The organism is Frateuria terrea (assembly GCF_900115705.1).
Lineage (GTDB): Bacteria > Pseudomonadota > Gammaproteobacteria > Xanthomonadales > Rhodanobacteraceae > Frateuria_A > Frateuria_A terrea.
In genome coordinates, this window is sequence record NZ_FOXL01000005.1 from 348,821 (window position 1) to 370,726 (window position 21,906).

Here is a 21,906-nt window from a genome sequence, read left to right on the forward strand (position 1 = left end):
CCCCGCCCGCTCACCCTGCCCTCTCCCCGGAGGGAGAAGTTTGAAGGGCGAGGCAAAAGAAAAAGGCGGCCATCGCGGCCGCCTTTTTTTGTTACTGCTTCTTCTTCGGCCCGATCATCATGACCATCTGGCGCCCTTCCAGCCTAGGGAAGGATTCCACCTGGCCGTTGTCGCCGACGTCCTCCTGGATCTTCCTGGCCAGGTTCTGGCCCAGGTCCTGGTGGGACATCTCGCGGCCGCGGAAGCGGATGGTGACCTTGACCTTGTCGCCCTCTTCCAAGAAGCGAAGCATGTTGCGCAGCTTGATCTGGTAGTCGCCCACGTCCGTGACAGGACGGAACTTCACTTCCTTGATCTCGACCTGCTTCTGCTTCTTCTTGGCGGCGGACGCCTTCTTCTGGGCTTCGAACTTGAACTTGCCGTAGTCCATGATGCGGCAGACCGGCGGGTCGCCGTTGGGCTGGATCTCGACCAGGTCCATGCCCGCTTCCTGCGCGAGGGCCAGCGCCTCGTCGCGGGTCAGGATGCCCAGCTGTTCCGAGTCGGCGCCGATCACGCGCACGCGCGGCACGCGGATTTCGAGGTTACGGCGATTGCCCTTGTTGTCGGTGGTAGCGATACCACTATCCTCCAGAAGAGTTGTTGAATTAGGCCACGCGGAACATCAACGCCGCGTTTCGGCCTGAAGTCGTTCGACGAAGGCGGCCAGCGGCATGCTGCCCAGGTCCTCGCCAGAACGGGTACGCACGGAAACGGCCCCCGCTTCCTTCTCGCGGTCACCGACCACAAGGAGATAAGGGACCTTCTGCAACGTATGCTCGCGGATTTTATAGCCGACTTTTTCGTTGCGCAAATCGGCCTGGACGCGGAAGCCTTTGTCGACAAGGGCTTGCGCCACTTCCCGGACGTAGCCGGCCTGGGCGTCGGTGATCGAAAACACCGCCGCCTGTACCGGCGCCAGCCACGCCGGCAGGTTGCCGGCATGGTGCTCGATCAAAATGCCGATGAAACGCTCCATCGAACCGACGATCGCGCGGTGCAGCATCACCGGGTGGCGCTTCTGCGAGTTCTCGTCCACGAACTCGGCGCCCAGGCGCTCGGGCATCATGAAGTCGACCTGCATGGTGCCGACCTGCCAGGCGCGGCCGATCGAGTCCTTCATGTGGTACTCGATCTTCGGGCCGTAGAAGGCGCCCTCGCCGGGCAGCTCCTCCCATTGCACGCCGGCGGAGGAGAGCGCCTTGCGCAGCGCGTCCTCGGCGCGGTCCCACACCTCTTCCGAGCCGATCCGCTTGTCCGGGCGCAGCGCGATCTTCAGCGCGATGTCCTGGAAGCCGAAGTCGGCATAGACCTGCATCGCCTGCTGGTGGAAGGCGGTCACTTCCGGCTCGATCTGCTCGGGCGTGCAGAAGATGTGGCCGTCGTCCTGGGTGAAGGCACGCACGCGCATGATGCCGTGCAGCGCGCCGGAGGGCTCGTTGCGGTGGCAGCCGCCGAACTCGCCGTAGCGGATCGGCAGCTCGCGGTAGCTGTGCAGGCCGGTGTTGAAGACCTGCACGTGACCCGGGCAGTTCATCGGCTTGAGCGCGTAGGTGTGCTTCTCCGACTCGGTGAAGAACATGTTCTCCGCGTAGTTGTCCCAGTGGCCGGACTTCTTCCACAGCGACACGTCCAGCACCTGCGGGCAGCGCACCTCCTGGTAGCCACTCTTGCGGTACACGCGGCGCATGTACTGCTCGACCTGCTGCCAGATCGCCCAGCCGTTGGGGTGCCAGAACACCATGCCGGGCGACTCTTCCTGTTGGTGGAACAGGTCCAGCGCCTTGCCGATCTTGCGGTGGTCGCGCTTCTCGGCCTCCTCCAGCTGGTGCAGGTAGGCCTTGAGATCCTTGTCGTTGAGCCAGGCAGTGCCGTAGACGCGGGTCAGCATCGCGTTGTTGCTGTCGCCGCGCCAATAGGCGCCGGCTACCTTCATCAGCTTGAACGCGCGCAGCTTGCCGGTGTTGGGCACGTGCGGGCCGCGGCAGAGGTCGGTGAACTCGCCCTGGGTATAGAGCGAGAGCTCCTCGTTGGCCGGGATCGACTCGATGATCTCGGCCTTGTAGACCTCGCCCAGGCCACGGAAGAACGCGACCGCCTCGTCGCGCGACTTCACCGAACGCGAGACCGGGAGCGCTTCCCTGACGATCTTCTCCATCTCCGCCTCGATCTTCGCCAGGTCCTCGGGCGTGAAAGGCCGCTCATAGGCGAAGTCGTAGTAGAAGCCGTTGTCGATCACCGGACCGATCGTCACCTGCGCCCCCGGATACAGGCGCTGCACGGCCTGCGCCAGCAGGTGAGCGGTGGAGTGGCGCAGGATCTCCAGCGCCTCGGGGCTCTTCTCGGTCACGATCTCGAGGCTGGCGTCGCGCTCGATCGGAAAGCTGGCATCGACCAGCCTGCCGTCCACCTTGCCGGCGAGCGTCGCCTTGGCCAGGCCCGCGCCGATGGAAGCGGCCACGTCCTGGACGGTCACGGGATGGTCGAACGGCCTTTTGCTGCCGTCCGGAAGGGTAACTTCGATCATGGAAACGAACCTTCGGAAATCAAAAAAGGGCATGGCGCCCTTTCGTGTTGGAACGCAAGGCGTCGGAAGATCAGCGATGAATGGTAGTAGTTGCCATGTCGCACGCTCGACCCGCGCTCACGCGCCGGCCACCTTGTGTTCGGTTCAGGCGGCTAGTCTAGCCGAAGAATCCGGGCGCGTGAGCGCGGTCCTCACGGCCCAGCCCGCTAGAATCGGCCGTCTCCTCCAGGAACCCGTAACGGATGCGCATCCTCGTCACCGGCACGGCCGGCTTCATCGGCGCCGCGCTCGCCCAGCGCCTGCTTGCGCGCGGCGACGAAGTCCTCGGCATCGACAACCACAACGACTACTACGACCCGTCGTTGAAGGAAGCGCGCCTGGCGCAGTTCGTCGACCATGCCGCATACACCCACCTGCGCGCGGACCTGGCCGACGCCGAAGCGGTCGACCGCGCTTTCGCCCAGTTCCAGCCGCAGCGCGTGGTCAATCTGGCCGCGCAGGCAGGCGTGCGCTATTCGCTGAAGAACCCGCGCGCCTACGTGCGCAGCAACCTGGACGGGTTCCTCAACATCCTCGAAGGCTGCCGCCACGGCAAGGTCGAGCACCTGGTCTACGCCTCATCCAGTTCCGTCTATGGGGCCAACCGCAAGATGCCCTTCGCGGTGGAGGATGCGGTCGACCACCCGGTCAGCCTGTACGCCGCCAGCAAGAAGGCCAACGAGCTGATGGCCCATGCCTACAGCCATCTTTACGGCCTGCCCACCACCGGCCTGCGCTTCTTCACGGTGTACGGTCCCTGGGGCCGTCCGGACATGTCGCCGATGCTGTTCGCCGACCGCATCAGCCGCGGCGAGCCGATCGACGTGTTCAATTTCGGCAACCACAGCCGGGACTTCACCTATATCGACGACATCGTCGAGGGCGTGGTCCGCACGCTCGACCACCCTGCGCAACCGGACCCCTCATACGACGCCGAAAACCCCAATCCCGGCACCTCGAACGCGCCCTATCGCGTCTACAACATCGGCAACGACCAGCCGGTACAGCTGATGCGCTTCATCGAACTGCTGGAGCAGAACCTGGGCCGCACGGTGGAAAAGAACCTGCTGCCGATGCAGCCCGGCGACGTACCCGACACCTGGGCCGACGTATCGGCGCTGCGCCGGGATGTCGGCTACGCCCCGGACACCTCGATCGAGGATGGCGTCGCGCGTTTCGTGGAGTGGTATCGGGAATACCACGGAAGCTGACGTTCCCCCTGCCCCGTCCTGATGCGCAGGCCGGTGCCGATCCCGTCCGCGCATGCCAGGGGTTCCAGATCCAGCGTCATCGTGTGCAACCGCGCGCCCGCGGCCCCCTGGTTCTTATGGGCCCCGGGTTGCGCGCGGCGCGGCGCGCTGCTCAGAACGGCTTGGCAAGCACCAGGAAGATCACACCCAACAACACCAGCACCGGCAACTCGTTGAGCCAGCGCAGCGCCCCCGCCGACGGCAGCGCGCCACCCTGCGCACAGCGCTTGAGCATCCTTCCGACCACCACGAAGTAGGCCAGCAGTACGGCTACCAGCGCCAGCTTGAGGTCGATCCAGTGCATGCCCGCCACCACGTTCGGCAACGTCGAGGGAAATACCCGCCAGCCCTGCCACAGCGCCAGCCCGAACAGGAAGGCGATGCCGAACATGTTGTGGCCGAACTTGTACAGGCGCCGGCCCATCAGCAGCAGGCGCGAACGCACCGCTGTGTCATCGCCTGCCTCGGCCAGGTTCACCAGGATGCGCGGCAGGTAGAACACCGTCGCCATCCACGCGATGACGAAGAGCACGTGGAAGGATTTGATCCAGAGGTAGGTCATGGTCGTAGCCCGGTAACGAAACCCGGCCATTGTGGCGCACGCGACAGGCGCCTCTCTACTTGCCAGGCGCCACCGCGCGGGCCGACAACGGTCTGGCCTGCCGTCACGCAGGCATAATCGGGCGGTCCAACCGAGTCTTCGCCATGAGCCCACGCACACCTGACCCAGCCAAGCTCGACCGCATCGTTGCCGATGCCCGCCGCGCCGCCGAGCAGCGCGAGCTCGGCTACCGCGAGCGGGCATTGAAGATGTACCCATGGGTGTGCGGCCGCTGCGGACGCGAGTTCACCCGCAGCAACCTGCGCGAGCTGACCGTGCATCACCGCAACCACGACCACGACTTCAACCCGCCGGACGGCAGCAACTGGGAACTGTTGTGCGTGTACTGCCACGACAACGAGCACTCGCGCCACATCGACCACGTGCGCGGCGCCGGGTACGAGGCCGCCGCCCAGGCGCCTGCCACCGGCAACCCGTTCGCCGACCTCAAGGCGATGCTGGACGCCAAGGGCAAGCGCTGAGCGGTCATTCCGCGCACAGCACATCAGCGCAAAGCAATCGGCGGGCCTGTCCCGCCCACACCGGGCGCCGAATGCCAAGCAGGCGACGACCCCGGGTCCACCGCTCTTTCACCGCCGCGGTGCCACAAGCAAGCGCAGGACAGCCAGCCGGGAGCCTGCCATGAGCGACGACCTCAACAATCGCGGTCCTGCCGACCGCAGCCGCGTCAACCTCAACGAGGATTACGAGGCGCGTTATTGGGCGAACAAATGGGGCGTCAGCCAGGACGAACTGCGGGCCGCCGTCGAGCGTGTCGGGGTGATGGCCGACGATGTCGAGCGGGCGTTGAAGCACTGAACAAGGAAGCGGGAAGCCGCCCAGGCTTACAGCCCATTCATGGAAGCGGTCATGCCGCCTGCTGCCGCGCCAGTCGGGCGCAGACGGCCGCGGTCGCGTCGTCGGCGGGGAACGCGGATTCGATGCGCAGTTCCTCGAGCGCCACGTCGCGCGGCATCGAGAACGTGGTGATCGTCTCAAAGAACCGGAGTTCGCCCAGTTTGCTGCGGAACACCAGGGTCAGTACCGGTGCAGGAGCCTGCGCCCCGTGCAAGCGCCCGAGCGAGGGTACGTCCGGATAGGCAGACACCGCCTCGAGCAAGCTGCGCGGCATCGGATCGGTAGGCGCCGCGACGATCTGCGCATGCAGGTGGTGCAGGAATTTTTCCGCTACTTCCGGCCAGTTGACGATCACCGCACGGAAATCGGTCGGGTCGAACACCTGGTGAAGCAGGTTGCGGTGCCGGCTCTCGCGTCCGTCCATCAGCAGCCGGTTGACGCGCAGGGCCGCATCGTTCGCCATCAGCACGTCCCACTGCCGATCGAGCACGAAGGCGGGATACGGCTCCTGGTGCGCCAGGATCAAGTCGACCGCCTGCCGCATCCGCTCCAGCGCCGGCGCTTCCCATCCGCGCTCGGGATACTCCGGCGCGTAACCGGCCGCGAGCAGCAACGCGTTGCGCTCGCGCAGCGGCATGTCGAGCACCGCGGCGATGCGCGCGAGCGTTTCGCGGCTCGGCCGTGCCTTGCCGGTTTCCACGCAGCTCAGGTGGCGCGTGGACATCTGTGACGCCAGGGCGAGATCGAGCTGGCTGAAGTGGCGCGCGGCGCGCCACTCGCGCAGGAGCTCGCCAAGCGCCGGGCGCGATGCCTTGGAAGGGTCGGGCATGGAAGCTCCCTGGGGACGGCCGCTGTCGCTACATCATGCCCGCAAAGAAGCAGCAGGCTCATGCGTCCGCCATGAAGCCCGTCCAGGATCGACATCGTCAACCCGCCCACGGCAGCGCCCGCTCCTCGCCGACGGCGACGCCTGCGACTGGCGTGTGCCACTCGTCTGAATGCGGAAGCCACGCCGCAGGCGCATCGATGTGCGCCTTTCGGCACGGAGGCGTTTTCACGCCGCCGCGCTGTGCTCGCCGACGGCGTCCATCACACGCGCGGAATAGACCAGCGCCGCGCCGGCGTTGAGCGCCACGGCGACCCCGAGCGCCTCGGCGATTTCCTCGCGCGTCGCGCCATGCTTCAAGGCCTCGCCCGTATGCACGGTGATGCAGCCGTCGCAGCGGGTCGTTACCGCCACGGCCAACGCGATCAGTTCGCGCGTCTTGGCGTCCAGATGGCCGGTCTTCTTGCCGGCACCGGACAGGGTCTGGTAGCCGGCCAGCGTATCGGGGCTCAGCTTGCCGATCTCGCCGATGCGGCCCAGCAGCTCTTTGCGGTATTCCAGCCAGTTCATCATGGTCGCTCTCCTCGGAGCATCGAAGTGGGGCGGCCGGCGCGAGGGTGAACCGGCCACCGGGGAAGCAGGGAAGGCCAAACGGTGCCTGGAGGCGCCACCTTGCGAAAGCCGGGCACTCAGCCGCTGATGTCGACCACGACCTTGCCGCGGGCCTGCCGGCGCTCGATGAGCGCGTAGGCGTCATCGACCGCGGCCAGGTCGAACTGGCGGGCATCCAGCATCGGCTGGATTCTGCCCGCTTCGGCCAGGCGCGTGGCTTCACGCAGGATCTCGCCGTGGTGCGCCTTGCCCTCGCCGGTCAACAGCGGCAGCAAGGTGAATACACCCGAGTAGGTCGCCGCGCGGAACGAAAGCGGCGCCAGCGCATGCGTTCCCCATCCCAGCGAACTGGTCACGTGGCCGAACCGCGCCACGGCCTTGAACGACGCATCCAGGCTCGCGCCGCCGGCGGTGTCGAAGACCACGTCGAATCCCCGGCCGGCGGTATGGGCGGCCACGTAGTCCTCGACCTGCATCTGCGCGTAGTCGATCGGCGTGGCGCCAAGCTGCCGGACGATGTCGGCCCGTGCGGCGGCATCGGTCGCGTAGACGCTCGCATCGAAAGCACGCGCGATCTGGATCGCCATGCTGCCGACGCCGCCGGCACCGCCCTGCACGAGCACGGTGTGCGCCGCCTTGACGCGGGCGCGATCGACCAGGCCTTCCCACGCGGTGATGAAGACCAGCGGCAGCGACGCCGCTTCGCGCATGCTGAAGTGCGCGGGCTTCAACGCCAGCAGGCTCGCATCCACGGCCGCATATTCAGCCAGCGAACCCTGTACCCCGCCCACGCCGCCGGTCATGCCATAGACCTCGTCGCCCACCCGGAAAGCGCTGACACCCGGCCCGACCGCGGCGACCACGCCGGCCAGGTCGATGCCCAGGATGGCGGGCAGCGGGTGGCGCGCATGCTCCGCGGCGGCGCCGCGGATCTTCAGGTCGAGTGGATTGATGCCGCTGGCCATGATCCGCACGAGCACCTGCCCGGGCCGCGCCACGGGCCGGGCCACGGAGGCCAGGCGAAACGGGGCGCCGTAGTTTTCCAGGACGGCGGCTTGCATGGACGGCGACGTGCTCATGGCGATCTCGATGGATGGCGAAGTGGCGCCAAGCTACGCCCATCAAATTTGTTTGGAAATCAAAATAATCGCATTAGATCCATGCATAATTGCATGACCCTGGCGCCACACTTTCATGGCGGCCCTACCTGACGGAAGGCAGCACGATGGAATGGAGCGACCTGCGTGTTTTCCTGGCCATCGCGCGCGAAGGCACGCTCGGCGCGGCGGCACGCAAGCTCGGCCAGACCCAGCCGACGATGGGACGCCGGCTGCAGGCATTGGAGCGCGCCGTGGGACACAAGCTGTTCCAGCGCACCAAGGCGGGCTTCGTGCTGACCGACGAGGGCGCCGCCGTGCTCAATCACGCCGAGCGCATGGAGGAGGAAGCGCTTGCCTTCCAGCGCCAGCTCACGGGGCAGGAGAAGCAGCTGGACGGCATGCTGCGCATCACCTCCTCGGACTGGTTCGCCGAGTACCTGCTGGCGCCGGTCATCGCCGATTTCTCGAAACGGCACCCGCGCGTGGTCGTCGAGCTGCTTTCCGATTCGCGCTTCTTCAGCCTCTCGCGCCGCGAGGCGGACTTGGCTTTCCGCATTACGCCCTTCGACGAACCGGACGTGGTCTCGCGCAAGCTGCTGCACATGCCCTACGGCGTCTATGTCGCGGCGGGCCATCCCCTGCCGCGCGCCGGCGACGGCGCAGGCACGGGACTGATCACGATGGACATCGCCTTCAGCGGCATGCCCGACGTGGCATGGCTGCAACGAACGTTTCCGAACGCGCGCGTAGTCTTCCGCAGCAACGCCCGCGCCATCCAGGCGCAGATGTGCGTGCGCGGCGCGGGTGTGGCGGTGTTGCCGCGTCCGCTGGGCGACGCGATCGACGGCCTGCAGCGTATCGACCTGGGCGAGGCTCCGCCCACGCGCGAGACCTGGGTCGGCTACCACCGCGACATGCGGCGGCTGGCACGGCTGCGCGCGCTGCTGGACCTGGTGGTGGCGCGGCTGGCAGATTGATCGGCTCGCTGCCGGAATGCGACACGCCGGTCGCGCGGGCGACGCTACAATCCGGCTCCCCGACGGCCGCACGCTCTCGTTCGTCCCATGCGCAATCCCCTGCAAGACCAACTGCTCAAGGCCGGCCTGGTAAAGAAGGGCAAGGTCGACCAGGTAGCCCGCGAGCAATCCAAGCAACGGCAGGGCAAGGCCCCGACGGGACCGAGCGCCCAGCAGGTCGAGGCGCAACGGTTGCTGGCCGAGCGTGCCGAGCGCGATCGCGCCCTTGCCGCCGAACGCAACGCACAGGCGCGCGCCAGCGAGTTGCGCACACAGGCGCGCCAGCTCATCGACGCACACAAGGTCGAACACAGCGGCGACATCACCTATCGCTTCGCCGACGGCCAGCGCATCGCCAGCGTGCTGGTCGATGTGCGGCTGCGTGCGCAACTGGCCAGCGGCGCGCTGGTGATCGTGCGGCATGGCGAAGGCTATGAGCTGATCCCACGCGCCATCGCCGGCAGGATCGATGAGCGCGACCCGGGCCTGATCGTGCTCGACCACGGCCGCGGGGAGGCAGCGCCCGCGAGCGACGATGACGCCTACTACCAGCAGTTCCCGGTGCCCGACGACCTGATCTGGTAAACGTCTCGCGGCAAGGTGCGGACATCCGGCGCACGGTCTCCGCCCCCCCCCAACGACCCTTGACGGTTCCTGCCCGCCGCGCCGCGGCGTAGGCTGCCGCGAAGGCCATCGCGGAGCGCGCCATGGGCGAGGCGGATGTCATCGTGGTAGGTGCCGGTCCGGCCGGGCTCGCCTGCGCCGCGCAACTGGCCGGGCGCGGACTGACCGCGCGGCTGCTGGAGAAGGCAGGCAGCGTAGGCCCCGTCTGGCGGCGCCACTACGACCGCCTGCGCCTGCACACCGACCGCGGGCATTCGGCCCTGCCCGGCCTGCCCATGCCGCGCGGGTATCCACGCTACCCCTCGCGCGACCAGGTCGTGGCCTACCTGGAAAGCTACGCGGGACACTTCGGCCTGAAGCCGACCTTCCACTGCGACGTGCGAGCGCTGCGCCGCGACGCGGGCCTCTGGCATGCCGATACCAGCATGGGCCGCTACGCTGCGCCGATGGTGGTCGTCGCGACCGGCTGGGCCGATTTCCCCCATCGGCCGAGCTGGCCCGATGAGGACCGCTACCGGGGCCACGTGATCCACAGCAGCGAGTACCGGCATCCGGCGGCCTACCTCGGACAGCGCGTGCTGGTCGTCGGCTTCGGCAACTCTGGTGGCGAGATCGCACTCGACCTCGCGGATGCCGGCGTGGACGTCACATTGTCCGTGCGCGGCCCAGTGGGCATCCTGCCGCGCGAACTGCTTGGCCTGCCGATCCTCACCTGGGCGATCGCCCAGGCGTGGCTGCCACCGCGCGTGGCCGACGCGATCAACGCACCGGCGATCCGCCTCGCCCTCGGCCCGTCGCAGGGACTGGGCCTGGCCATCGCACGCAAGGGACCGCGCCGGATGATCGCCGAGGATCACCGCGTGCCGCTGCTGGACGCCGGCACACTGGACAGGATCCGGCGGGGCGCCATCCGCGTGCGCGGCAACATCGACCACTTCACCGACGAGGGCGTGATCTTTGCCGACCCGCAGGGCGAGAGCCGAGCCGAGCCGTTCGATGCCGTCATCCTGGCCACCGGCTTCCGCGCCGACCTGCGCGGCCTCCTCCCGCAGGCGACGGACACGCTCGACGAGCGCGGCGCGCCACGCGCCACCGGCACGCCCACCGGGCAACCCGGCCTGTTCTTCTGCGGCCAGATTCCCTCGCCTACCGGCCAGCTGCGCGAGATCGGCATCGAGGCGCGGCGCATCGCAGCGTTCGCCGCACGATGAGACGGGTCGGCGCGGCTTCGCGCCGCGGTTACCATCGGAACACCGACGCTCCAGGCCTCCCTAGCATGCGCTTGACCGAAGAGCACACGGCCCACAGGGCCTCGCCTGGCTCCATGGTGATAGCCGGGCTTTCGACGGTGGTGGAGTGGTACGACTTCACGCTCTACCTGTATTTCGCCACGGTGCTGTCGCGGGTGTTCTTTGGCGGCGGCGAGCATTCGCTGCTGGCGACGCTCGGCGGTTTCGCCATTTCCTATGGCATGCGGCCGCTCGGAGCGATGGTGTTCGGCCATATCGGCGACCGCATCGGCCGGCGGCGCACGCTGCTGTTGTCGATGATGCTGATGACCTTCACCATGCTCGCCACCGCGATGCTGCCCGGCTACGCCACGATCGGCCCCGCGGCAGGCGGGCTGCTGATGCTGCTGCGCTGCTTCATGGCGTTCTCGGTCGGCGGCGAATATACCGGCGTGGTCGCCTACCTGCTGGAAGGTGCAGGTGCGGAGCGGCGCGGCCTGATCGCCTCGCTCGCTTCGGCCGCCAGTGAGGTCGGCGCGCTGCTTGCGGTCGCGCTCTCCGCCTTGACGGTCGGCCTCATGAGCACGGCTGATCTGGATGCCTGGGGTTGGCGCATGCCGTTCCTGGCAGGCGCGGCGCTGGCCGGCGGTGTGTGGATCGCGCGTTCGGCGATGGAGGAATCGCCCGATTTCCTGCGGCAGGTGGAGCAGCGCACCGTGCCCGATTCGCCGCTGTGCGACACCCTCGCCCATCACCGCCCGGCGTTGTTCCGCACCTTCACCATCTCGGCGCTCGGCTCGATCACGTACTACGTCGGGATCATCTACGTGCCGACGTTCCTGAGCTCGTCCGGCACGCTCGCGGAAGGCCGCTCGCTGGGCCTGTCGACGCTTGCCGCGGCGGCGGTGATCCTGGTCACGCCATTGGCTGGCGCGCTCTCGGACCGGGTCGGGCGCAAGCCGGTGCTGGTCTGGCTCGCGGTCGCGGGCATGCTGCTTCCGCTGGCAATGTTCGGCCTGATGGCCGGCGGCACCGAAGTGACCATCGCGCTCGCCGCGATCGTGCTGGCCTGCCTTGCCGGCGGCGTCAGTGCGGTCGGCGCGCCGGCGACGGCCGAGCAGTTTCCGGGCGAAGGCCGGCTCAGCGGCCTGGCGCTGGGCGTAACGGTCGCCACGGCGGTCTTCGGCGGCCTGGCGCCTTTCGTTGCCGAACTGCTGATCCAGCTGACCGGCTGGAAGGCCGTACCGGGAGCCATGATCGCCGCGGTGGCCCTCGCCGTCCTGCCGGTCTTCCTGACGATGCCTGAAACCTGTCCGCGATCGGTGCCAAAGGCAGCCAAGGCCGAGCCCTGGCCCTAAGCTTCACGCACGCGGTACGGTTCGCTCGCGTCGAGCGGGCCCCCATTCGTACGACGCCAGGTTGATTGCAGCGCCATTCCAGGAGTCATGCCATGGGCAAGGTACGCGTCGCGGGCTTTTCCCTCTCGCTCGACGGTTTCGGTGCGGGAATCGAGCAGAGCCTGCGCGACCCGCTCGGCAAACGCGGCCCGGAACTGTTCCAGTGGTTCTTCGGCACCCGCACCTTTCGCGCGATGCAGGGACAACCCGGCGGATCGGAAGGGGTCGACGAAAGCTACGCTGCGCGATCGATGGCAGGCTTCGGTGCCTTCATCCTGGGACGCAACATGTTCGGCCCGGTCCGTGGCGGCTGGCCGGACGATGCATGGAAAGGCTGGTGGGGCGACAACCCGCCCTACCACGCTCCCACCTTCGTGCTGACCCATCACCCGCGCGAACCGCTGGTGATGGAAGGCGGCACTACGTTCCACTTCGTCACCGACGGCATCGAGGCCGCGCTCGCCCGGGCCAGGGCCGCCGCGGGCGACCAGGACGTCAAGATCGGCGGCGGCGTGAGCACCGTCCGCCAGTACCTTGCGGCGGGGCTGGTCGACGAGCTGCATGTCGCCATCGCGCCCGTCGTGCTGGGCCGGGGCGAAGCCCTGTTCGCCGGCCTGGACCTGCCTGCGGTGGGCTTCGGGGTGACCGAACACGTCGCCACCGAACTGGCCACCCATGTGGTGCTTGCGCGCTAGCTTGCCTCGACCAGAAACCAGGCGCGCCGGAGGAACCCGCTGCTAGATGCCCGCACCGGCGCACGCTGCCGCACCGGGCACCATCGCGTGGAATTCGATCGACAAACCAAGATCGTCTCGCGTTGGCGCAAGGAAGGACTCGCCCGACACACCGCGATAGGTCGCCAGCGAGCGTTCGTACCCGCGTTCGACCCAGCGTTGCGCACGCCCCAGGTCGACGACGCCGAAGCTCACGCCCAGGACGCGCGGGCCGCCGCTGGCCAGGGTCTGGGCGGCGACGCCCTTGCCGTCCGGCTGAAGCGCCAGCAACACCGTCGGCCCCACCGGCACGCAGAAGCCCGCCGCGCCGAGCTGTGGCAGCCGCACCGGCACCGCATGGCCGAAGCCCATCTTCTCCAGCTGCCTGCGGTCCGATTCCGCATCGCCTGACACCAGCCAGATGGACGACAGTTCACGTGCGCCGTTGGGATGCTCGCGCGTCACGCGGTAATCGCCGGCGTTGGCCGGATCGAACTGATCCGGCGCGTAGTCGGCGGCGTAGTCGATGAAGAAGGTGTTGCTCGACAACGGCGCGCGATCGAACGCGAACAACCGCCAGCCGGGCTTGGCGCCATCGGGGCCGGTGAAGAACGGCGTGACCGCATAGTGCAGTTTCTTGAGCCTGCCGTAGACCGCATCGAGGGTGGTGGAACGGAAGCCGAAGGTGCGCGATCCGGGCCCGCCCTTGAGCGCCTGCCGATCCTCCTTCATGCCCGGATCGAAGGTGGGGTCGGTCCGCGTCACACCCAGCAGCTCGACGAAGCTGCCGTCGGCCAGGCGCACGTATCGATTGGCGACGCCGCCGGGGTCGCGTCCCGGCCGCACCTGGAAACCCAGCTTGACCGCCATGACCGAGGTCGCCTGGTCGATCCCGCGTCCCCACAGCAGGATGTGGTCGAGCCGTGCGGAAGATGGCTCGGCCGCTCGGGTCGGAACCGCCGCGGTACCAAGACACAGGAGCATGGCCGAAAGCAGCAGGATCGGGCGCATGGGGAGACCTTTCAGTGAGGTGCGTGGATTCTCCGGGCGGCCAGCTTCGAGCGCCATGACCTGCGAGGTCATGGCGCCTGCCAGGCATGCGATCGGCCCTCACCATCGCCGCGCCGACGAATGGGTCGCCAGCCGCCACAGGGAGAGCAGGAGGCAAGCATGGCCGCGAAACCGAAACCGCAGGGAACAGATGCCTGCCCTCCGCCTCCAGCGCGGAACTCGCCGACCCGACGATCGCCGTCAATCGCATCGCCGCGATCTACGTCAACGACGTGGGCAAGGCGCTGCTGGACCGGCTGGCCGGCGCCGCCGGTCTGACCGGCATCGAGTGCGGCATGCCCGGGCCGCTGTAGGCCCTTGGGCGTACAGGCACCGAGCCTCCGTCGCAGCAGCATCGCCGGAGTCCATCCGGAAAGCGGCCAACCGCATTTTCCGCGGATCAATCGCCGTACCGCCCAACTCCCCTGCGGGTCTCGGCGTGCAGCCGGCCTTGCCGAGCCTGCCAGGTCGCGGTAGCTGCCCAGCAGGTCGAACGCTTCGAGCACGACGGGCTGGCCTTCCGAACCGACGGCGGGCGTTGCGCGGGCCAACGATCCGTCCTAGTGCGCCAACGCCTCCTCGACCGCGCTGAACGCCGACTTTCCGCCCTCGCGCTGGTCCGGCATCCCGGTGGCGAACCACACCACGCCCGTGCCGCGCTTGCGGTCCACCCAAAGCCCCGCCTGCAGGCCGTAGGCGGAGCCGGAATGGCCCACGCGCGCGACGCCATCGCCGAACGGATCGTCGCGGCAGCCCTGTTGCGGCGTGGCCAGCATCTGCACCGCCAGGCCGTAGCGGCAGAAGAAGCCCGGGTCGACGTCGCCGGTGTCTTCCTCGTAGGTCTGGCCGTTGCCGCGGCGGTACTGCCATTGCGGGGTGATCATCGCCTGGATGGATGCGGACCTGAGGAAGCGCTTGCCGTCAAGCGTGCCATTGCCCAGCAGCAGGCGGCCGATGCGCACCAGGCCGTCGGCGGAGATGCGCAGGCCGCCCTGCGGCGAGAACAGCGCGCCGTTCTCGCCGGCGCGCCAGCGCGACAGATCGCAGCTGCCGTCGCTGGCCGGCGTCACGGGGCAATCGGGTTTGCGGCCGTGGTTGTCGTCCTTCACCGGCTTGCCGTCGGTGTCGTACAGCACCACGGCGCGGGCGGCAGTAGCGGCATCGCAGCGGTCCCAGTTGAAACACCCGTCGATGCCCAGCGGGCGCAACACCAGCCGCTCCATCAGCCTGTCGAAGCGCTCGCCAGTGGCACGCTCCATCACCTGTGCCACCAGCGGAAAGTTGAGGTTGGTGTAGCGGAAATACGTGCCCGGCGCGCGCGTTGCGTCCCAGGCGCGCGGATCTTCGACGATGTCCCGCAGCCTTCCGCCCAGCGGCGTCTGCCAATAGCCGGCACCGTCTGTGAGGCTGGAACGGTGCGACAGCAGCAGGCGCAGGGTGATCGGCCTGTCCGGAAACGCCGGGTTGCGCAATGGCCAGCCGAGCAGGCCGGACACGTCCGCATCCAGGTCAAGCTTGCCGGCCTCCACCAGCCGCATCACCCCTAGCGTGGTGACCAGCTTGGAGATCGAGGCGATGCGCACCGGGTCGTCCGCGGTGACCTTGCGGCCCGTGGCCTTGTCGGCCACGCCGTGGATCCGCGTGGCGGTGATGCCGTCTCGATCGAAGGCGACGCGGACGGTCGCGACGGGCTGGCCCGCCTGCGCCGTGGCGCAGGCGAGCAGGAACGACAGGCAGGCGATCCACCTTGCAGGCATGGCTGGCTCCTTACGGTGCGGCCGGCAGAACGCGACGACCCGGGTCTACTCGCGTCGCCCGCGCCACTCATCCACCACCATACCTGCGCGGCGGCTTCCCGCGCATCCGATCCGTGGGGGTCAGTGTGCCTGGAGGCTGCTCATGGCCTTCTGCGCATCCGCGTGCGCCTCGTCCACGGTCGTGGCCTTCACCCCTTGCTGGGCGTACTCCAGCGCAGCCTGCAGTTGCGCTTCCTGCGTGGTGTCGCCTTTCGCGTCGACCATCGCGCCCTGCCCCATACCCTTGCACGGGTCGGCCTGCTGGGCGTCGTAACCGTCGCCGGACGGGCCGACCAGGCAGTTGATGACATGCTGCAGATGGGCGTGCGCCATCTTGAGGTCCGCCGCTCCCATCGCCATGCCGGCGTGGGCGGCTGCCGTACTGACCTGCTTGGACACGTTGCCGGTCGTTGGATGAGCCGCCAGGGGCAATGCGATTGCAAACACGAGCGCCGGTGCCAAACGAACCCATTGCGTTGCCATGACACACCTCCGGTTAGCGGTGCACGCCGCGGTCGCCGGAGCATAGCCCTTGCGTGCCCTGCGGCGGGTGAAATCGCGGAAGATGGATCAACCCGACACGGTCCCGTCCGCCCCGACGGCTTGCAGCGGCAGATGGAAGAACTGGTTGAAGCCACTGGCCACGTAGCCGCCGAATGCCTCGCCCCTGACGAACCCGAACTTTTCGTACAGCGCGACCGCGCCCTGGAAGGCGTCGCCGGAACCCGTCTCCAGGCTGAGCCTCAGGTAGGCGCGCTGCCGCGCCACTTTGATCATGTGCCGCAGCAGTCCAGCCGCCACGCCCTTGCGCACATGCTGCGGCGCGGTGCGCATCGACTTGATCTCGCCGTGGTCGACCGCCAACCGGCGCAGCGCGCCGCAGCCGAGCAGATCCCCGCCCTCCCAGGCGGTGAAGAAGCTCACATCAGGGTGCTTCAGGGCCGCAAGGTCCAGGGCGTGGACGGTGCCCGGCGGCGAATGGACGTGCATGGCCGCAAGGTGCAGGCGGAGAAGTCCGACGACCTCGGGATCGTCGAGGCGACCGGTAGTAATGATCATGGGTTGTATCCCGCGATTCAGGCAACCGATATCGGAGGCAGCCGGCCAAGCGTAAGGGACACCCGCCGGACGCGCCCCTGTCTTCGGTCACAGCCGTCTCCCCCGTTGCCTGTTGCGGCGACCGCCCCCAACTCGTTGGAGCGATGTGCGTCCATTGACGTGGCGGGCGCGTATTTCAGATTCGCTTCCTACTGGCATCGGTGTTCCCTTGGCGACTACCACGACCCTTCCCGACTATCCGCACTCGCCGCAGAACGCCGGCGGCCGCTTCCGCAACCAGGATCCGCTGCGGCAAGCGCCCGCCACGGGCCGGAACCCCATGTGGGACCTGCTCTTCAACAAGCCGAAGAACACGGTTCCCTCCGGGCCGATCCCCGTGCGCAAGCTGGCGCGCGCGCATCTCGATGTCGCGCCTGACCGGAGCCTGTACAGGCTCGGCCACTCGACGCTGCTACTGAAGCTGCGCGGGGGCTGGTGGCTGACCGATCCGGTCTTTGCCCGGCGGGCCTCACCCGTGCAGTGGCTCGGCCCGCGCCGGTTCCACGCACCGCCGATCGCGCTGCGCGACCTGCCGCCGATCCGCGGCGTGTTGCTTTCGCACGATCACTACGACCACCTCGATCGCGCCGCGGTGCGCGCGCTGGCCTGGGCAGGAGCCCGGTTCTACATGCCCCTGGGCGTCGGCGAGCGCCTCGCCGCATGGGGCGTCACCCGCTCGCTGATCCACCAGTTCGACTGGTGGCAGGACACCGAGGTCGACGGGCTGCGCCTCACCGCCACGCCGGCCCAGCACTTCTCCGGCCGCACGCTGACCGACCGCAACCGCACGCTGTGGGCTTCCTGGGTCGTCGAGGACGACGACTTCCGCCTGTTCTTCAGCGGCGACAGCGGCTACTTCAGCGGTTTCAAGACGATCGGCGACAGGCTCGGGCCGTTCGACGTGACCTGCATCGAGACTGGCGCCTACAACGTGGACTGGCCAGGCGTGCACATGCAGCCGGAGGAAACCGTCCGCGCGCACCAAGATCTTCGCGGACGCTGGCTGCTACCCATCCACAACGGCACCTTCGACCTCGCCATGCACGCCTGGTACGAGCCGTTCGAGCGGGTCGCCGCGCTGGCGCGGGCCCGGGGCATCGCGCTCGCGACGCCGATGTTCGGCGAGCACGTCCTGCTCGACTCGCCACATCCTGGCGTGTCCTGGTGGCGGAGCGTGCCGGGTGCCGACGACGTCCCGGCACGGGCGCTCCAACAGCCCGGCGATATACGCTCGTGACTTGCCTCACCCGCTTTCGTGGGAAACGCGCATGACGGCTGCACATCCGGAAGGGCAAAGCCGGGTCACGCCTGTGTTCGACCAGCTCCTCGCCCTTCTCTGCGCGGGCAAGGCGGCGTTCCGCATCCTCGAGCACCCGGCCGAGGGAAAATCCGACGCCGTCGCCCGCATCCGCGGCACCCGGCCGGAGCAAGGGGCCAAAGCCATGCTCTGCGTGGCCAGCCAAGCGGCATCGACACCCGTGCTGGCGGTGCTCCCCGGTCCGGCCAGGCTGGACTTCAGGAAGCTGGCCGTGGCCATGGGGGCAAGGAAGGCGACGCTGGCCGACCCCGCACTGGCGCAGGAAGTAACCGGCTGCGCGATGGGCGCCGTGCCTCCCTTCGCGCTTTCGCCGGACGTCCGCCTGGTCGCCGACCCTGCACTCGTTTCCTCGAACGCCGAGATCGCATTCAACGCGGGTCGGCTGGACCGATCGATCGTGCTGGCGGTCGATGACTACCTGCGGCTAGCCCGCCCGCAGCTGGCCGACATCATCCGCCAGGAATGAGCGGTCCGCCAAAGAAGTGCCCCGGTTATCGACTGACGCCGGCGTGACGAGCGACCGGCCGTCCGAACCCCGGGGCATAGATACGGTACAGCCGCGCTCGTCTACGTCTTGTGCGTGTGGCTCGCCTCGAAGCCCAGCGCGCCGACCCCGGGTCAGAGATTCTGCGCATTGGCCAGAATGGCCATGTTGTCCTCGCGAAGCTTGCCCAGTTCGCCTTCGCGTGCCTTCAGGGCGGAGGCGACGTCCGCGTCCAGCCCGGCATAGGGATCGCCCACCTTCTGCTGCATCTGCGCACCGCCCTCCATCTTGCCCATCGCCTTGCTCATCCACACCGAACCGAGCACCCGGTCGACGGCGTGCTTGACGAAGGCGTAGCGAGCGGCGTCCATGCCGGCCGCGCGCGCCCCCGCGCTTTCGATCTCGGCGCTGGTCATCTCCACGATGGCCATCACCTCCGCCTGCTGGTCCTTCGCGGCCTTGGCCCTGGTGGCCTTGTCGCTCGCCTCCTTCCGCAGTTCGATTTCCTTGTCCATGCCCTTGGCATAGGCATCCAGGTCGCTGACCTGCAGCGGGCGGGCGGCATTGGCCTGGGCCACCGCCGACGGATCGGGCGCGGGTGGCTGCGGGGATGGTGTGGCCTCCTGCGCTTGCGTGTTCACCGCATCACCGGCTGGTGCATTGCCATGGCCGCACGCGGCCAGCGCGAGTCCAAGTGCGAAAACCGGGAAGTAGCGGGCGAGGCGCATGGTCGGTTTCTCCTGACTGGTTGGCGTCGCGCGAGTCTAACCGCACCACGTCATGCGCAGATGCACTTCGTCCCGCGGAATATGCCGTTGCGAAACCATCAGGTCAGCACCTGGCGCGCGGGGTTTCAAACCCCTGCGCGGGTATTCGAATCCCATGCACCGGATTTGATTTTGCCGGCTTCTGTGTCGCTCGAACGGCCCGCCACCGACCCGCAAGCAAACACGATATTGCGGTGCAGCTTGCAGCGTTCGTTGTAACCCAGCCTGCGGATGTTTTCGCAAAACCATTCGCTCTCCAGGAGCGTGCTGGTCGGCAGGACCTCGAGAATGAGGATAGGGAGGCATCGCCTGATGGTTTTCAGCGCTCCCTTCAGCGCCTGCTGCTCGTACCCCTCGACGTCGAGCTGGAGGATGGAAACATGCCGGTCTGGCGCGACCACGTTGTCGACGGCGACGATGCGTACAGGCTGCGCATGGGCATCGGCTGATTCGGCAACGATTTCGCTCGCGCCGCCCAGGGCGCGTCCATGCTCGTCCACCACCCTCACAGACAGCATTTCGTCCCTGCTGCCGAGCCCCGCGTTCGCCAGTTCGATGTTGGCGAGCCCATTGATCGCGACGGTAATCGCGGCGCATCGATAGTTTTCGCGGTTCGGCTCGAAGCACCACACCTTCGCATCGGCAGCGACGCCACCACCCAGCGCGGGAAGGAAGTCACCGAAATAGGCCCCTGCCTGGACCACATCGCCCGTGCCGCAGTTGGCCAGGATGAAGGCGACCGTCTGCGGCTCGTGAACCTTCCCATCGAGGACTTTTCGCACGGCCGGCCGATGCCGCGAGGAGAGCGGCACGCAATAGCCGCCATATTGGTTGTATGAAATCTTGCACATCAGGACGTGCTGCCGGGATCGGCCTCGATCCGCGTGCCGCATCTGGCCAGATTCACCGGTCAAGTGTCGGAAAGCCCACGCAGGCGATATCGCCCTGCAGGCCAGTGTCCAAGCGAAGCGTTTGATATCCATGCTCATCGCTCCCGGCTGTGCGCGCTTATCGTATTCCCTTCCGAAGCGCTCGGCGGGCGGTCTACCAAGCGGAATCGTCTTCCGCGGCGCCAGGGAAACGCGTGCCACCCTCCCCCCGATTTGCCTGACAAAGAGGCCGCTTCGTCCCCGCGCCTTCAGGCCACGGTTTTTCCGCGCCCCGCTGACCTTGGACCTTGGACGGGCCAACGACATCAAGGGCCAGCCTTGTTTCCACCCCCGCCATCCACGGCGCGCTTGATCGTGGCGACGAACTCGCGACGCGCGGCCACCAGCGCCTTGCCGGTGGCCTGCGGCCACGCCCCCACCTGGGCGATCACCAGCTTTCGCGCGGGATCGACGTACACCAGCTGGCCAAAGATGCCGATCGCCGCATAGCTGCCGTCGACGTCGGTCCACCACAGGTAGCCATAGCCGCGGTCCGGCTCGTCGACGCCGGTCTGCTGGTGCACGGCACCCTGCAGCCATGCCTCGGCGATCGTCGCCTTGCCGTCGATGCGGCCGCCCTCGAGCATGAACTGTCCCAGCCGCGCGTAGTCGGCCAGGGTGGCCGACAGTCCGCTGCCGCCGGTATCGCTGCCGTCGCACTCGTCCTTGATCCAGTAGGCATCGGCGGCCATGCCATACGGCTGCCAGATGGCCTGCGAGAGGTAGGCGGCCAGCGACCGGTGCGTGGCCCGCTGCACCAGGATGCCGAGCAGGTCGGTCTCGGCGGTGTTGTAGTTCCAGTGCGTCCCGGCCGGCCATTGCCGCGGGAGCCTGGCCAGGTACGACAGCACGTGCGCGCGGCCGTCGACACAGGTGCCCAGGTACATCTGCGCCACGTCGGACTTCGCGTCGGCGTAGTCCTCGTTCCAGCGCACGCCCGAGGTCATCGTCAGCAGCTGCTGCACCGTCACGTCGGCGTAGGCGGTATGGCGCAGTTCCGGGATGTAGGTGCCCAGCGTGTCGTCCATGCCGTGGATGTAACCCTGCTGCAGGGCGATGCCGAGCAGGGTCGAGGTGACCGACTTGGCGACCGAGAAGGACGTCCAGCGCTGCCCGGGCCCGAAACCCTTGGCGTACCGCTGCAGGCGGACATGGCCGTCCTGCAGCACCATCACGCCGGCGACGTGGTAGCGGTCCATGTAGCCCGCGAGCCAGGCCGAGGCGTCTTTCCCCGCGATGGCCAGCGGCCGGCCCGGCGGCAGCTCGCGGACGTGAGCGCCATGCGCGGCCCGGTCGCTCGGAAACAACGCGTACATCCGCGGAAAGCGCGCCTCGCGCTGCGCCTGGGTCCAGAACAGCACGCCTTCGCGCTGCTGGCCAATGGTCGGGGTAGCCGGCCCGCTCGCCGCCAAAGGCATCGTGGTGGCAAGGCACAGCAGGCCGGCGAACAGGAGGACGGGGAATCTCAGGCGCATGGCGAAGGCCGGCAGGTCCGGGTCTGCCATGTTAACGGGCCGTACGAGGATGCGTCCTCTTGCGGTCGCTGTGCTTGCTCGGGACGCCGACGCTGCTGCCGCCATCACCTTCCGTTCGTGCCGAATGGGTTCAAATTACCTGGCAGATCAGGCATGCC

The 21,906-nt window shown here is 67.9% G+C and carries 24 protein-coding genes; 11 read left to right on the forward strand and 13 right to left on the reverse strand.

Annotated features, from left to right (window positions below; all coding sequences use genetic code 11):
• Positions 1–91: 91 nt before the first annotated feature.
• Both infC and thrS read right to left on the reverse strand, forming a co-directional pair.
• A complete protein-coding gene (gene infC, locus BMZ38_RS10715; RefSeq protein ID WP_281243906.1) occupies positions 92–619 on the reverse strand; it encodes a translation initiation factor IF-3 in 528 nt (175 codons plus the stop codon).
• 45 nt (positions 620–664) lie between these two features.
• A complete protein-coding gene (thrS, locus tag BMZ38_RS10720) occupies positions 665–2,566 on the reverse strand; it encodes a threonine--tRNA ligase (RefSeq protein ID WP_091337219.1) in 1,902 nt (633 codons plus the stop codon).
• 242 nt (positions 2,567–2,808) lie between these two features.
• On the opposite strand from thrS, the gene BMZ38_RS10725 reads away from it, so the two are divergent.
• On the forward strand, positions 2,809–3,816 hold the full coding sequence (locus tag BMZ38_RS10725) for an NAD-dependent epimerase (RefSeq protein ID WP_091337222.1): 1,008 nt from the start codon (positions 2,809–2,811) through the stop codon (positions 3,814–3,816).
• 151 nt (positions 3,817–3,967) lie between these two features.
• On the opposite strand, the gene BMZ38_RS10730 is transcribed toward BMZ38_RS10725, so the two are convergent.
• On the reverse strand, positions 3,968–4,417 hold the full coding sequence (locus BMZ38_RS10730; protein ID WP_091337224.1) for a CopD family protein: 450 nt from the start codon (positions 4,415–4,417) through the stop codon (positions 3,968–3,970).
• A 143-nt stretch (positions 4,418–4,560) separates the two neighbouring features.
• On the opposite strand from BMZ38_RS10730, the gene BMZ38_RS10735 reads away from it, so the two are divergent.
• Together BMZ38_RS10735 and BMZ38_RS10740 are read left to right on the forward strand one after the other, a co-directional pair.
• Entirely contained in the window at positions 4,561–4,938 is a 378-nt protein-coding gene (locus BMZ38_RS10735) for a YajD family HNH nuclease (RefSeq protein WP_091337226.1), read from the forward strand.
• Positions 4,939–5,098: 160 nt separating this feature from the next.
• Positions 5,099–5,275, forward strand: a complete 177-nt coding sequence (locus BMZ38_RS10740) for a DUF3606 domain-containing protein (protein ID WP_091337228.1) — start codon at positions 5,099–5,101, stop codon at positions 5,273–5,275.
• A gap of 49 nt (positions 5,276–5,324) precedes the next feature.
• On the opposite strand, the gene BMZ38_RS10745 is transcribed toward BMZ38_RS10740, so the two are convergent.
• The 3 genes from BMZ38_RS10745 to BMZ38_RS10755 form a co-directional block, all read right to left on the reverse strand.
• On the reverse strand, positions 5,325–6,143 hold the full coding sequence (locus BMZ38_RS10745) for a helix-turn-helix domain-containing protein (protein WP_091337230.1): 819 nt from the start codon (positions 6,141–6,143) through the stop codon (positions 5,325–5,327).
• 225 nt (positions 6,144–6,368) lie between these two features.
• Entirely contained in the window at positions 6,369–6,713 is a 345-nt protein-coding gene (locus tag BMZ38_RS10750; protein ID WP_091337232.1) for a carboxymuconolactone decarboxylase family protein, read from the reverse strand.
• A gap of 116 nt (positions 6,714–6,829) precedes the next feature.
• Positions 6,830–7,831, reverse strand: a complete 1,002-nt coding sequence (locus tag BMZ38_RS10755; RefSeq protein ID WP_091337235.1) for a zinc-dependent alcohol dehydrogenase family protein — start codon at positions 7,829–7,831, stop codon at positions 6,830–6,832.
• A 146-nt stretch (positions 7,832–7,977) separates the two neighbouring features.
• On the opposite strand from BMZ38_RS10755, the gene BMZ38_RS10760 reads away from it, so the two are divergent.
• From BMZ38_RS10760 to BMZ38_RS10780, 5 genes are all read left to right on the forward strand, one after another.
• On the forward strand, positions 7,978–8,829 hold the full coding sequence (locus BMZ38_RS10760; protein WP_091337237.1) for a LysR family transcriptional regulator: 852 nt from the start codon (positions 7,978–7,980) through the stop codon (positions 8,827–8,829).
• A gap of 87 nt (positions 8,830–8,916) precedes the next feature.
• Positions 8,917–9,453 (forward strand): DUF2058 domain-containing protein, encoded by a 537-nt coding sequence (locus tag BMZ38_RS10765; protein WP_091337239.1) that lies wholly within the window; start codon positions 8,917–8,919, stop codon positions 9,451–9,453.
• Positions 9,454–9,575: 122 nt separating this feature from the next.
• On the forward strand, positions 9,576–10,703 hold the full coding sequence (locus BMZ38_RS10770; RefSeq protein ID WP_091337241.1) for a flavin-containing monooxygenase: 1,128 nt from the start codon (positions 9,576–9,578) through the stop codon (positions 10,701–10,703).
• A 65-nt stretch (positions 10,704–10,768) separates the two neighbouring features.
• The gene (locus BMZ38_RS10775) at positions 10,769–12,079 is read left to right on the forward strand and encodes an MFS transporter (RefSeq protein ID WP_245747301.1); all 1,311 of its coding nucleotides are present in this window, start codon (positions 10,769–10,771) and stop codon (positions 12,077–12,079) included.
• A gap of 92 nt (positions 12,080–12,171) precedes the next feature.
• A complete protein-coding gene (locus tag BMZ38_RS10780) occupies positions 12,172–12,813 on the forward strand; it encodes a dihydrofolate reductase family protein (RefSeq protein ID WP_091337245.1) in 642 nt (213 codons plus the stop codon).
• Positions 12,814–12,855: 42 nt separating this feature from the next.
• Here BMZ38_RS10780 and BMZ38_RS10785 read toward each other — a convergent pair whose 3' ends face one another.
• Entirely contained in the window at positions 12,856–13,842 is a 987-nt protein-coding gene (locus BMZ38_RS10785; protein WP_091337486.1) for a VOC family protein, read from the reverse strand.
• Positions 13,843–13,928: 86 nt separating this feature from the next.
• Between BMZ38_RS10785 and BMZ38_RS10790 the strand changes: the two genes are divergently transcribed.
• Positions 13,929–14,195, forward strand: coding sequence for a hypothetical protein (locus BMZ38_RS10790; protein ID WP_091337247.1), 267 nt, complete (start codon positions 13,929–13,931; stop codon positions 14,193–14,195).
• Positions 14,196–14,441: 246 nt separating this feature from the next.
• Here the strand turns inward: BMZ38_RS10790 and BMZ38_RS10795 are convergent, their stop codons facing one another.
• From BMZ38_RS10795 to BMZ38_RS10805, 3 genes are all read right to left on the reverse strand, one after another.
• On the reverse strand, positions 14,442–15,638 hold the full coding sequence (locus BMZ38_RS10795) for a serine hydrolase domain-containing protein (RefSeq protein WP_091337249.1): 1,197 nt from the start codon (positions 15,636–15,638) through the stop codon (positions 14,442–14,444).
• 120 nt (positions 15,639–15,758) lie between these two features.
• Positions 15,759–16,160, reverse strand: a complete 402-nt coding sequence (locus BMZ38_RS10800; protein ID WP_091337251.1) for a hypothetical protein — start codon at positions 16,158–16,160, stop codon at positions 15,759–15,761.
• Between the two features lie 87 nt (positions 16,161–16,247).
• Complete coding sequence (locus tag BMZ38_RS10805; RefSeq protein ID WP_091337253.1) at positions 16,248–16,736, reverse strand: GNAT family N-acetyltransferase; 489 nt, start codon at positions 16,734–16,736, stop codon at positions 16,248–16,250.
• A 208-nt stretch (positions 16,737–16,944) separates the two neighbouring features.
• Between BMZ38_RS10805 and BMZ38_RS10810 the strand changes: the two genes are divergently transcribed.
• Positions 16,945–18,012, forward strand: coding sequence for an MBL fold metallo-hydrolase (locus BMZ38_RS10810; RefSeq protein WP_245747300.1), 1,068 nt, complete (start codon positions 16,945–16,947; stop codon positions 18,010–18,012).
• Positions 18,013–18,043: 31 nt separating this feature from the next.
• Positions 18,044–18,559, forward strand: coding sequence for a YbaK/EbsC family protein (locus BMZ38_RS10815; RefSeq protein WP_175483783.1), 516 nt, complete (start codon positions 18,044–18,046; stop codon positions 18,557–18,559).
• 152 nt (positions 18,560–18,711) lie between these two features.
• Here the strand turns inward: BMZ38_RS10815 and BMZ38_RS10820 are convergent, their stop codons facing one another.
• From BMZ38_RS10820 to BMZ38_RS10830, 3 genes are all read right to left on the reverse strand, one after another.
• Positions 18,712–19,305: a hypothetical protein gene (locus BMZ38_RS10820; protein ID WP_091337257.1), complete on the reverse strand. Its 594-nt coding sequence runs from the start codon at positions 19,303–19,305 to the stop codon at positions 18,712–18,714.
• Positions 19,306–19,430: 125 nt separating this feature from the next.
• Positions 19,431–20,327 (reverse strand): FkbM family methyltransferase, encoded by an 897-nt coding sequence (locus BMZ38_RS10825; protein ID WP_175483782.1) that lies wholly within the window; start codon positions 20,325–20,327, stop codon positions 19,431–19,433.
• A gap of 212 nt (positions 20,328–20,539) precedes the next feature.
• Positions 20,540–21,691, reverse strand: a complete 1,152-nt coding sequence (locus tag BMZ38_RS10830) for a serine hydrolase domain-containing protein (RefSeq protein ID WP_425431890.1) — start codon at positions 21,689–21,691, stop codon at positions 20,540–20,542.
• Between the last annotated feature and the right edge of the window lie 215 nt (positions 21,692–21,906).